The sequence below is a fragment of the Rosenbergiella metrosideri genome (genome assembly GCF_022602565.1).
Lineage (GTDB): Bacteria > Pseudomonadota > Gammaproteobacteria > Enterobacterales > Enterobacteriaceae > Rosenbergiella > Rosenbergiella metrosideri.
In genome coordinates this window covers 277,246-289,319 of the sequence record NZ_JALBCV010000002.1, presented here as the reverse complement: position 1 = coordinate 289,319, position 12,074 = coordinate 277,246, and the positions used below count along the sequence as shown (strand labels likewise).

Genomic DNA, 12,074 nt, shown 5'->3' with positions numbered 1-12,074 from the left:
AGCATATTCTGAATCTCTATAGCTATTTCTTCACGTTTCAATACAATTCTACCCTACCATTTATCAGATTTGAGCTCTCTATGACCACTCTGCAAAAAGGTGCTGCATCAGTATTTTATCCAATCGGCCTGCTACTCATTGCCATGTTTACCTTACAAGGTGCAGCCTCTTTGGCTAAATCATTATTCTCTGAAGTCGGCGCTCCAGGTGTTGCGGCGTTACGTTTAGGTCTTTCTACTATAATGTTGTGGGGGATGTTTAAACCTTGGCGATTAACGTTTTCTCCGGAACAACGTCGACCGTTAATTTTCTATGGTCTCGCCCTAGGTGGGATGAATTTTCTTTTTTACATGGCCTTGCGGACTATCCCACTAGGGATCGGCGTCGCGTTGGAATTTGTGGGGCCGCTAACGCTTGCACTCACCAATTCCCGCAAACTCACCGATTTTTTATGGATCATTATCGCCGTCAGCGGTCTGTGGATGTTACTCCCGGTCCACGGTGGCGCGAATAATATCGATCCGCTCGGGGCGTTTTTTGCCTTGGCGGCAGGTGCCTGTTGGGCTATCTACATCATATTTGGTCAAAAAGCCGGGGCGGAACATGGTGCGGCAACGGTGGCGGTGGGATCACTCATTGCCTCGTTGGTCTTTGTGCCCACTGGACTCGTCATGGCAGAACCTGGTATTTGGCATTGGTCAATTATCCCTGTAGGGCTATTGGTTGCTTTACTTTCGAATGCAATACCTTACTCCCTAGAAATGATGGCATTAACGCGTTTACCTGCGAGGGTATTTGGCACGCTGATGAGTATGGAGCCGGCTGTTGCTGCCTTCTCAGGATTTTTATTTCTTAACGAACACTTAACTTTTACCCAACTTTCCGGGCTATTGGCGATAGTATTTGCTTCAGCAGGGTCGGCGTTGACCATGAAACCTAAGGATGGCCGTATCAAACGCATTAAGATTAAAAAGAAAAATCATTCTCATTAGGGTTAAATTAATCAGTCTATCTCACTGATAGGCCAGACCTTGCTGCAGTTTTTTAATGCACTGCTATACTGGATTTAGTTGATTTCAATAGGTTCATAACAAGAAGGAATTTTTCATGAGTACTGCAAAACTTGTTAAAACAAATAATACTGAACTGCTTTACACCCGTAATGATGTATCGGATGAAGATAAATCCGCAACGATTCAAGTATTAAACAAAATCGTGGTTGAACTAATTGATCTTTCACTGATTACTAAGCAAGCGCACTGGAATATGCGCGGTGCTAATTTTATGGCTGTTCATGAGATGCTTGACGGATTCCGTACTGTTATCACTGAGCACCAAGACAACGTAGCCGAACGTGCCGTGCAGCTGGGTGGCGTCGCACTGGGTACCACACAAGTTGTTAACGACAAAACCCCATTAAAAAGCTACCCACTGAACATCCACAGTGTGCAAGATCACTTAGTTGCTTTAGCAGAACGTTATGCGTTGGTCGCGAACGATGTGCGTAAGGCGATTAGCGATGTCAACGATGAAGATACCGCTGATATCTTCACCGCAGCCTCTCGCGATTTAGATAAATTCTTATGGTTTATCGAAGCAAATATTGAGTGATAACTCGCGAAGCCAGCCTAGGCTGGCTTCATCATTGCTTTCCTTTCTCGCTTGGTGTGAAAACTCCAAGCAAATAGTCGACTCTTTTTATTTCCCTGCCCCATCTCAATTTCCTTAACCACCGGCACAGACTTTTGCTTTAATATTTTTCTTAAAGAGCCCAAACTCTGCTGCTTGGCTACCAAGGTCGTAAACCACAATACTTGGTTTTTATGCACTATGCTTTCGTCGATCATCTGGCTAATAAAGCCAACTTCTCCGCCCGGACACCATAGTTCATGGTAACGCCCGGCAAAATTGAGCTGCTCAGTCGCAAAACCTAAGTGATTATTTTTCCTCGCTGTAGCTTGTGCCGCGGCCTGCGCCGATGTATGGAATGGGGGATTACATAAAGTCGCATGATAAAACTCATTGGGCTGTATAATACCGTCGAAAATTTTTTGTGAGTCTTTTTGCCTTCTTAAGCGAATCGATCGCGTCAATCCGGTATTCATGGCTAACAATTGTTGTGCCGCGCGAATCGACTCAGGCTGACAATCACTGCCCGTAAATCGCCAACCGTATTCAGCGTTACCGATTAAGGGATAAATACAGTTCGCGCCACAACCAATATCCAAAACAGAAATCTCGGGACCATAAGGGGTTGGCAAATCTTCAGCCAAACAATCCGCTAAGTGGTGGATATAATCGGCTCGACCCGGTATGGGTGGACATAGGTGATCATCGGGTAACATCCACTCTATTTGGTACCAATGTTTTAATAGCGCTTTATTTAACAGCTTAACGGCTTCCGGCTCGCCGAAGTTTAGGCTCTCTTTACCTGTAGGCGTCAAGGTCGACCAGGTTTTGAGGCTAGGCTCCAACCTAAAAAGTGCCGTTAAATCATAATGGCCTTGATAACGATTCCTAGGGTGCATCAGTAACCTTGCTCCGTAAGCCATAAATCTGCATCGCGCTGTGAACTAAAACGTCCGCAAACAGCTAAGCAGCTGATCATTTGCTCGCGGAGTGGCAGTGGAATCGGGATATGTTTATGTAATACTGACTGCATCCACGCTATTGTGGTCTCAATCTGTTTGTTCGCAGCCAGCGGCGTTTGTGCAGGAACGCCACGCGGTAGGATTTCTGAGGTTTCGCTCGCCTCAGTATTGACATAGTGCATTGCCGAAGGTCGTTGCGGATTAAGATAGACTTCGCCCTCACACCCGTTAGAGACCAGTGCCTTAGCCTGAATATCACGGAAGAATTGCGTCACTTTAGGTAGATATTCCGGATGTGACACGCTGGTCAGTCGCACTCCAGCCTGAGCAACAAAGGGTGAAATAAATTTCGCTAAAGTATGGGCGCTATTGCGCAGACCGAGATGCCACCTTAAGTCGAGCTGCTTCGCTAAAGGGGGGCATAGCGTATCGATTGTCATAAACGAGAAACCCGTCTCTAACAGCTGTTGATGACTTTCAGCAATATCACCTGCCGGGTTGATACCCATTGCCGCAAGGATCGCTGCGCTTGTAATACGCGTCGGGTCATTATGGACACCGTGCAGAAAGACATTCACCCCACACTTATGCAGTAACAAAGCTAAAAGGGGCGTCATATTCGCTTGGCGACGAGCGCCATTATAACTCGGGATGATTAAGGTATTCGGCAAGGCTGGCCATTGTGGTAAAAACGCCTCCAGTCCCCGGTAGAAACCCAGTAATTCTTCTTCTCCCTCCCCTTTAATCCGTAAAGCGATTAAGATCGCCCCGAGAGAGAGGTCATCAACCTCACCCCTTAATATCGCGCCATAAAGTGCCGCCGCAGTGTCTTCGTCAAGATGGCGAGCATGCAGTTTGCCACGACCAATCTCTTTAATTACTTGTTTAATATCCATGATTTCTCTACTTACGCGATGTACGACGACGGGCTGTTTTCTGCTTTAACGCTGAAGGTACTACGCTAGCATCACTCGGTGCAAATTTTGGCTGTTCAATTGGAAAGACGGGCAGCGAGGCCAAGAGCCGGCTTCCATATTGACGTGTTATCAACCGACGATCATAAATAATAATTTCACCGTGGCAATGATGGCTGCGTATTAATCTACCGACTTGCTGGATTAACGTGAATGAAGCAGTGGGTAAACTCTGACTTTCGAAAGGATAGCGTTGTTTACTCTTGAGCCACTCACCCTCTGTTACGATCACTGGACTATCAATGGGGGCGAACGCAATTTTGTGAATATGAACTGCCGTCAGTAAATCCCCTTTTAAGTCAAGCCCTTCCGCAAAAGATTGCAAACCAATCAGAATACTTTGTTGCCCTGCTAGCACTCGCTCACGATGCAGTGCGATCAATCGCGTACGCGGTTGGTCACCCTGTACTAACATCGCTAAGCGTTTATCGCTCATCAAGGTAACGAATTGCTGCAATGCACGCATGCTGGAGAAAAGGACTAAAATCCCTTTATGATTCGATTCCACCAGCGTCTGGCGGAAAATCCCTGCCATTTCAGTAAGGTGCAATGCTTCGTGTTGGAATCCAGGCTCATACTGCATCTGCGGAATGATCAACTTACCCTGCTGCGCATGATTGAAAGGACTCTCTAAGCACACAAAACGATCAGTGGCTTTTTCGCTTAACCCAGAGAGTTCCTGAAAACGATTAAAAGTATTGAGGCTACGCAGCGTCGCCGAGGTTAAAATAGTGTGCGGGACCTTTGACCAAAGGATATTCTCAAGCTGCGTACTGACACGGATGCCCGCGCAATGTAACCATAATTGCGGTTTACCATCCGCTGTCTCTAAGGTTGCCCATTTCGACACTGGCGCCCCAGACAGTTGTCGCAATGCCGCTAGGCGCCATAATTTTGACTGCGCTTCAAAATGGCCAAAAAAACGATTGAGTTGCAGCATACCGCGGTGAATCCGCACCATATCTGCTTTGCCAGTCTGTTCGCCCAAGAAATTTAATAGGGTCTCGGCTGCCGCACGTAATCCATCATAAAGTTTATACAGCTGTTCACATTGCTCCCTAAGTACGTCCGGTAACTCCCCCATTACAAACCGATAACTCTGCTCCACCTCAGCCTTAACCAGAGGTAATAAAGCCTGTGTAAAGGCCATGACTAACTCATCAATCGTGTCTCGGTGGGCCGCCAATCGTTCGGGCTTCGCCAGTGCTGGCGGAGATTTCAGTGTAAATTGCGCAGTGATCTGCTCAATAGTTTTTGCAAAAAGATCGAGTTGGAGGCCTAAACTGCTCGGTGTAATCTCCGCGCTGATCTCTAAGGCATCGCGCGCAACATCGGGAAGATGATGTCCTTCATCCATAATCAGCATTAGATCTTTCGCGGGAGGTAATACGGAGTCGCTCTCTAAGGCCGCCATCACCAGAGCATGGTTGGTGATCACCACGTCAACACTGTCAATATCACGCCGTGCCAAAAAGAAGGGACACTCTTTATACCATTGACAATGGTGAGCTAAGCAATGCGCTTTATCCGTCGATAAGCGCGCCCACAAACGATCGTTAATGTTCTCTGGGTAGTGGTCACGTACGCCGTCCCAATTGCCCTTATCAAGCCCCTGCTGCAGCTGTTCACATTGTTGTTGTTCCTGCGGCGAGATAGATCCTGGCGCTTGGCTACTGAGCGAATCGTCATCTAAAAGGTAAAGCAGGTCCGGCTGGCTATTATCCCCCGTAAAATAGAGGTTACGCGGGCAGACATAACGTCGCCGACCGAAGGCTATGGTATAGGTGAGATCGGGGATAAAGCGTTTGAGTAACGGCAGATCTTTACCGTAAATTTGATCTTGTAACGCAACATTAGCCGTACTGACGACGAGGGTTTTACTCTCTTCACGACTGACGGCAATACCGGGAATAAGGTAAGAAAGGGTTTTCCCTACCCCGGTCGGCGCTTCAATGGCTAAATGTCGGCCCGATTCACCGGCCAAGGTTTTGGCTACTTCTGCCATCATCTGACGCTGTGCCAGCCGAGGGATAAAATCATCAACGTTTCGCTGAAGTTTTTTATACCAATCGCTGATTTGCGCTTTTATTGCTGAAGTGAGTGCCATAACAACCCATTATCGAGTGAAACAGCCTGTATTTTTACACAGTATCCATGCAACGTCAGTAATTGTGGGGAATTTTTTTATTCATCAGTCAGGTAGCGAAACATCACGGTGGTCGCTTGGTAATCGCCTAACGTCGACTGAGCATAGCAGGGGATTTCTCCTGCCACCGTCCAGCCTAAAGATTGATAAAGGGCAACCGTGAAATCCTCTGTACGTGTATCGAGTACTAGAAGTTTAAGCCCCAGTTGTGTCGCACTGTCGACGGCCGTCTGCAGCAGTCTTTTCGCGAACCCTTGACGCCGCCATGCCTGGCTGACGATCAATTTAAAAATCTCACCGCGATGGGTCCCGTTATACTTTGCGCAGGGCTCTAAACCAATGACCCCAACAATTTGGTTGTCAATTCGGGCACAATAAAAATATACCTCATTGTGCGCAATCGCCTCACTCTGACGCTGCCAGAAGCGATACATTGCATCAACTTGCTCGGTGGCGTTGGTATAGCCAATGCTAGCATCCAAGCTGACCGCTTCTTGCATCAATGCCGTTAACTGCTGAAGATCGTCGTCATTAATGGGTGATGTGATACGAGTAATAATCATCAGGACCTCCTTTAAGAACGACTTTACCTGAACATCTTTTTCAGACGTCATAGTATAATCTTATGGATACCGGATAAGGCACACAGCTTTAATGATCTCCGGGTTAGGAGTATTATTTCCCCAAACTATCTTCGAGACTCAGTAAATGAACATCAAAAAAATTTTTTTTATCACGCTTTTCATAGTGATGGCGTTAGGGGGAATTGGTGGCGTGGCGCTAATGGGGTATTCGATTATAATCGGTAAATAGCCTCTCGCGTTGGGGGACGATTAATCCCCCGCCTGCAACTGCTTAACCAGCATCGGAAAAGTCGTTTTAAACCACGGAGTGAACCGTTCCGGCGACGAGATTAGCTCTTGCTGAACCTCGGATAGTGAAGCAAAACGATAGTTTTCGGCTTCATGCGGATTGAGTACGGGAGGTTGATCGGTCAACCCCGTAAAAATATGACCGAATTCATGCTCAACTAAACCATCCGTTACCGGTAGATTATAATAAGTCTGCGTCAGCTTAGTGAGTGATAGCTTCAACCCCATCTCTTCATCAAGACGTCGTTCTGCGGCCTGCTGCGTACTTTCATTCGGAAAAGGGTGTCCGCAACATGTATTACTCCAGAGTCCACCACAATGATATTTACTGAATGCCCGCTGCTGCAGCATAAGTTGCTGCTTGGTATTAAAAATATACACGGTGACGGCACGATGAAGACGCCCCTGACGGTGAGCTGCTAATTTTTCCATTTTTCCCAGTGGATTATCATGTTCATCCACCAGTATCACTTCGATATTTTCCATGCTTTCACCACATTTAAACATGCCAGAAGCCTAAGTGTAGCACCCTTATTAAAAAAAAAGCTGCCTTACGACAAGGCAGCGCAATTATCCAGCGAATACTTAAGGATAGTTGAATGATTTCGTTTCGGTATGGACTGAGTCAGTGCCGATTAACACCTCAAATTCTCCCGGCTCAACCCCCCATTTCATCTGTTGATTCCAGAATCCTAAATCCTGTTTGCTGAGAGTGAATCTCACTTTTTTCGATTCACCCGGTTGTAACTGCACCTTTTGAAATGCCTTCAACTCTTTAACCGGCCGACTAATCGAAGCGACGGGATCGTGTAAGTAAAGCTGCACGATCGTGCCCCCTGCCCGTTTCCCCCTATTTGTGACCGTAACCGATGCGGTGGTGACCCCCTGCGACGAGCCAGTTGCGGAAAGTGTTATCGGTGACAAGGAAAACGTGGTATAGCTCAAGCCAAATCCAAAAGGGTAGAGTGGGCTATTATTGATATCAAAGTAGTGAGAAGTATATTTATTCGGATGCGTAAAGTCGTAAGGGCGGCCGGTTGGCAGATGGTTGTAGTAGAGCGGCAGTTGTCCGACTGAGCGCGGGAACGTCACTGGTAATTTCCCAGAAGGGTTCACATCACCAAATAATACATCGCTGATCGCATGCCCGCCTTCGGTTCCACTAAACCAGGTCTCTAAAATTCCCTCGGCTTGTTGATCTTGCTGCGTTATATCCAATGCACGACCATTCATCAACACCAGTACCAGCGGTTTACCGGTGGCCTTAATCGCCGTGATAAGGTCACGTTGCGCTTTAGGCAGCCGGATATCACTACGACTCGAGGCCTCGTGAGCCATACCTTGAGACTCTCCTACCGCCATGACCACAATATCGGCTTTTTTCGCAGTAGCGATCGCTTCCTCGCGAAGCTGCTGCGGGCTACGTTTATCGACCACTAGCGCAGGCTCATAAAGATTGAGAAAAGCCTGTACCTTAGGGTTATCCGTAATATTCGAGCCTCTCGCATAAAGCAGTGTGGCTTTATTCGCCACGGCCTCACCCATTCCCTGTAATAACGTCACTGACTGCTTAGCCACCCCCGCAGCCGACCAGCTCCCCATAATATCTCGCTGGCTATCGGCTAACGGACCAATTAAGGCTATAGTCCCCTGCTTCTTAAGCGGTAAAATTTGCTGCCAGTTTTTAAGCAGCACTAAGCTTTGCGCTGCCACCTCACGTGCTTGCACACGGTGTAAACGATCTTCGGCATTGGTATCTTGCGGATCACTTCCCGCTGGGCCTAAATGACTGTACGCATCGCGAAATAGACCCATATCGTATTTCACATTCAGGACATGCCGTGCGGCATTATCCACCTCCGCCTCGCTTACCGCGCCGCTTTTCACTAATCCTGGTAAATATTGGCTGTAGTATTGGTCGCTCATGCTCATATCAATACCAGCTTTAATCGCCACACGCACGGCATCCGCTGGGTCGCTCGCGACCCCATGATTGATTAATTCTTTAATCGCGCCATGGTCACTGACGGTAATCCCCTTGAAATGCCATTGATGACGAAGCAGGTCGGTCAGCAGCCAATGATTGGCCGTAGCCGGGATACCATTAATGGAATTTAGCGAAACCATTACCCCGCCGCTGCCCACTTGCAATGCCGTTTGGTAAGGGGGCAGGTAATGCTGGAACATCTGCTGAGGGCTCATATCGACACTATTGTATTCTCTGCCCCCCTCTACCGCGCCGTATAAAGCAAAATGCTTCACACTGGTCATCACCGAATTCCGGTCGGCAGGGCTCTTCCCTTGCATCGCTTCAACCATGGTTTTACCCATAATCGAGGTTAAATAGGTGTCTTCACCAAAGCCTTCTGAACTTCGGCCCCAGCGAGGTTCATGACTGACATCCACCATGGGTGCCCAGGTCATATTCAAGCCGTCCTGCGCCGCTTCCAGAGCGGAGATACGGCCAACCGTTGCCACGGCTTGCGTGTCCCAACTTGCCGCAAGGCCAAGCGGTATGGGGAAGATAGTACGCTGACCGTGCACGACATCGTAAGCAAAAAATAAGGGAATTTTCAGTCGGCTTAGCTGCATGACTTGGTCTTGCATAACACGGATATCGGGACGCGTGACGGTATTAAAGATCGCGCCCACCTGTCCTTTTTCAATCATCTGCTTAATGGTTGATTTCGGGGTATCGGGCCCAACACTGATCAATCGTAGCTGGCCAATCTTTTCGTCTAAGGTCATTTTCTTTAATAGCATAGAAACAAAATGATCACGCTGAGATTCATTGGGTACCTGAAGTGAGGCGGGATCAGCAAAGAGGGAAGTGCAGAAAAATGCTAAGGGTAAAACAATAGCCTGAGGACACATCGATTTCATTAACAACTCTCTTTAGGATAATCCCTACCACTCACGCGCTTAGGGAGAAGACGATTGAGTTATGATAATGTCAGAATCCTGTAAAAAAGAGAAAATAATTTAATGAAAGGCACGACGCGATGCGTCGTACCAAGGTGAGGTTTACTACGGTTCGACGCTTTGCGCCTGTTCTAGCGCTTTTTGTTCAATTATCATCGTTTGTGGCGAAGATAGCGCGATATTGGCCGTGCGTAATCTTACTAATACCTCAAACAAAAGTTCACTGCGGGTGGCGGAGATTAACCGTTGTGAATTCACATTTCCCGTCACACTTAAGAGGATCCCTTGCGCAGAGAGATCCTTAAAACTTACCGACGGTGCCGGGTTATCCAAGATTTTCTCGTTGTCATTGAACGCCCCGAGTAAAATATCTTTTACCTGTACCGGGTCGATATCTAATGGGAAGGTTAAGGGGATGGTCACAACCCCTTGGGCATTACCCATGGTCGCATTACGAACGTTTTGCGAGATAAATTGTGAATTGGGAACAATTACCGTCGATTTATCGGTTAAGAGGATCTCGGTAGCACGCACGTTTATCCGGCGAATATCTCCTTCAATTCCGCTGATCGTCACGAGGTCGCCGACTTTAACTGGCCGCTCAGTAAGTAAAATTAGGCCTGAGATAAAGTTTTTAACGATCTCTTGCAAGCCAAAACCGATACCGACGGATAAGGCACTGACTATCCATGCTAATTTGTTCCACTGTACGCCAATCGCCGATAGGGTCATCAGTAAGACCAGGACAAACCCAATATTACTGAATAAGGTCACCAGCGACACACGCATTCCTGCGTCCATGCTGGTCTGGGGAAGAAAATCATTATCCAGCCAGTTACGCACCGAACGGAGCACGTAAATACCAGCAACCAAGGTCACCAAGGCCATTACTATGTGTGACGGGATTAAATTCAGTTTTTCGAGGCCGCGTCCAGCAAAGAAATCGATAATCCTGCTCAGGATCTCGCCAGGGCTAGAGGATGAGATAGTGCCGTTCATCAATAACAAAATCAGCATAATAACGAGTGCAGATTTTAACAAGCCAGAGAATAAGCTGCCTAATTGCAGTAACGTCTTACCATTAAGATTTAGAGAACGGGTGACTAATTTACCCGGCGCACTGTTGGTCGAGAATAAGACCTGGCATCCATCAATCGCTAAAGCATTGAGGAAGTAAAAAGTGCTGAGTAATATCCCGACCCAAATGACTTCGTAACTTAAATATCGCGCCAATCCGACATATCCAATTACCAAACAGATCAGAATCGTTATCCCGGTGAGGATTAAAGCGATATCGACTAAGCCAGCGATACGCGAACGTTCAACCTCATACCCATCACGTTCTAAGCGTTGGCGGATACGGCGGGTGCGGACAACTATCAGTAAGCAGAGTAAGCCGATCAGAATCGCGGTGAGACCATTACCGAAGATAGTGGTATTGACGCTGGTTTCGATCGCTCGGTTAAAGGCTTCAAGTCCTTGGAAGATAAAGACTAGTGTAGCGATGACAATAGGGAAAGGCTTTAAGGCTTTTGCTAATTCATCATTGATCTCCGGCAAACGCCAACTTGGGCGACGCGTGGAAAGGAAGGCACGTCCTAGGCCGGCAATAAGCCCGGCTAACAGGCTCTGAATACCTAAGCTCGACACCAGATCCCGCACATCGTCGGCGACATCGGGATGACGAGCAAAAGCTAAGGCCAAGAAATTACAGCATAGTGTGATGGCGAGCAGAGTCGTTATAGCGATCGCACAAGCGAGAAAGCTGCGCCGTAGCCGCCCTTCAGAGAGTTTATTGATACTGACCCAAGCGAGGAACTCTTCCATATAACGGCGACCAATAACCATTACGAGCACAGCCGCAATAAACCACAGCGCCGTCCCTAAACGGTAACCGGGAGAGAAAGAGAGCTGTACACTTTGCTTAAGATCGTGAGCAAAACCAACAATCTTCGGTTCATCGACCGGATTATTGTAGAGTGGCTGCCAGAATTTAGCGGCTACAATACTGCCAGTATTAAGACTGACTTGGTTTTTTAGCCGATCCCGTCGGAGGTTTAAAATCTGCGACGACAAAACTGATGCACCGTTCTGTAAGGCGTTGGCTTGTTTGATCTGATCATCTAAGCGTGATTTTTGCGCCATAAGCTGGCGACGCTTACTGGTGACATCAGAGGTCTCTTTTACCCCACTGCCCGCTTCTGGGGCTGGACCTAATACGGCCAACTGCGCATCAATCTGCTGGCTTTGTGGTACCAAGTTTTGCGAGAGCGTATTAGCATTTTCACCCAGCTCGACAGCCATATCATTTAATTGAGCGAGTTGTGACTCATCTGTGACACTCGAAACTTGTCCTTTAATTTTATCGAGGATCATTTGCATCTTCGGCAATTCGACCGCGGCATTGACCTTTGAAGCTGCCTCGTCACTATTTTGATCAATACTGTCCTCTGCCAGTACCGACGTCATCGGTACCGCTAAGGTAAAGAGCATACAGAGCGTCAAGATAACTTTTTGTAAACGACTCATACACATTCCTAAATTCCTTACTTATCGCTATGGATAAGTA

9 protein-coding genes are annotated in these 12,074 nt (G+C 47.5%); 2 read left to right on the top strand and 7 right to left on the bottom strand.

All coding sequences use genetic code 11. From position 1 onward, the window contains the following. Positions 1 to 80 precede the first annotated feature (80 nt). Together rhtA and dps are read left to right on the top strand one after the other, a co-directional pair. A complete protein-coding gene (gene rhtA, locus MKR94_RS03930) occupies positions 81 to 992 on the top strand; it encodes a threonine/homoserine exporter RhtA (protein WP_241645530.1) in 912 nt (303 codons plus the stop codon). A 115-nt stretch (positions 993 to 1,107) separates the two neighbouring features. Further along, positions 1,108 to 1,611 carry a DNA starvation/stationary phase protection protein Dps gene (dps, locus tag MKR94_RS03925; RefSeq protein WP_241645529.1) on the top strand — a complete coding sequence of 168 codons (504 nt, stop codon included), beginning with the start codon at positions 1,108 to 1,110 and terminating at the stop codon, positions 1,609 to 1,611. Between the two features lie 17 nt (positions 1,612 to 1,628). Here the strand turns inward: dps and rlmF are convergent, their stop codons facing one another. From rlmF to MKR94_RS03885, 7 genes are all read right to left on the bottom strand, one after another. Further along, entirely contained in the window at positions 1,629 to 2,528 is a 900-nt protein-coding gene (rlmF, locus tag MKR94_RS03920; RefSeq protein ID WP_241645528.1) for a 23S rRNA (adenine(1618)-N(6))-methyltransferase RlmF, read from the bottom strand. Next, positions 2,528 to 3,487, bottom strand: a complete 960-nt coding sequence (gene ybiB, locus MKR94_RS03915; RefSeq protein WP_241645527.1) for a DNA-binding protein YbiB — start codon at positions 3,485 to 3,487, stop codon at positions 2,528 to 2,530. Before ybiB ends, rlmF begins: the two co-directional genes overlap by 1 nt. 7 nt (positions 3,488 to 3,494) lie before the next feature. Beyond that, positions 3,495 to 5,672: an ATP-dependent DNA helicase DinG gene (dinG, locus tag MKR94_RS03910; RefSeq protein ID WP_241645526.1), complete on the bottom strand. Its 2,178-nt coding sequence runs from the start codon at positions 5,670 to 5,672 to the stop codon at positions 3,495 to 3,497. A gap of 77 nt (positions 5,673 to 5,749) precedes the next feature. Beyond that, positions 5,750 to 6,274, bottom strand: a complete 525-nt coding sequence (locus MKR94_RS03905) for a GNAT family N-acetyltransferase (protein ID WP_241645525.1) — start codon at positions 6,272 to 6,274, stop codon at positions 5,750 to 5,752. A 270-nt stretch (positions 6,275 to 6,544) separates the two neighbouring features. Next, a complete protein-coding gene (gene idi, locus MKR94_RS03895; RefSeq protein WP_241645523.1) occupies positions 6,545 to 7,069 on the bottom strand; it encodes an isopentenyl-diphosphate Delta-isomerase in 525 nt (174 codons plus the stop codon). A 99-nt stretch (positions 7,070 to 7,168) separates the two neighbouring features. Then, positions 7,169 to 9,466, bottom strand: a complete 2,298-nt coding sequence (gene bglX, locus MKR94_RS03890) for a beta-glucosidase BglX (RefSeq protein WP_241645522.1) — start codon at positions 9,464 to 9,466, stop codon at positions 7,169 to 7,171. A 144-nt stretch (positions 9,467 to 9,610) separates the two neighbouring features. Next, entirely contained in the window at positions 9,611 to 12,034 is a 2,424-nt protein-coding gene (locus MKR94_RS03885) for a DUF3772 domain-containing protein (protein ID WP_422047493.1), read from the bottom strand. Positions 12,035 to 12,074: the final 40 nt, after the last annotated feature.

Coding starts and splice junctions, on each gene's coding strand:
- idi (WP_241645523.1), bottom strand. CDS start 7,069: ATGGAAAATATCGAAGTGATACTGGTGGATGAACATGATAATCCACTG.
- dinG (WP_241645526.1), bottom strand. CDS start 5,672: ATGGCACTCACTTCAGCAATAAAAGCGCAAATCAGCGATTGGTATAAA.
- ybiB (WP_241645527.1), bottom strand. CDS start 3,487: ATGGATATTAAACAAGTAATTAAAGAGATTGGTCGTGGCAAACTGCAT.
- MKR94_RS03905 (WP_241645525.1), bottom strand. CDS start 6,274: ATGATTATTACTCGTATCACATCACCCATTAATGACGACGATCTTCAG.
- bglX (WP_241645522.1), bottom strand. CDS start 9,466: ATGAAATCGATGTGTCCTCAGGCTATTGTTTTACCCTTAGCATTTTTC.
- MKR94_RS03885 (WP_422047493.1), bottom strand. CDS start 12,034: ATGAGTCGTTTACAAAAAGTTATCTTGACGCTCTGTATGCTCTTTACC.
- dps (WP_241645529.1), top strand. CDS start 1,108: ATGAGTACTGCAAAACTTGTTAAAACAAATAATACTGAACTGCTTTAC.
- rlmF (WP_241645528.1), bottom strand. CDS start 2,528: ATGCACCCTAGGAATCGTTATCAAGGCCATTATGATTTAACGGCACTT.
- rhtA (WP_241645530.1), top strand. CDS start 81: ATGACCACTCTGCAAAAAGGTGCTGCATCAGTATTTTATCCAATCGGC.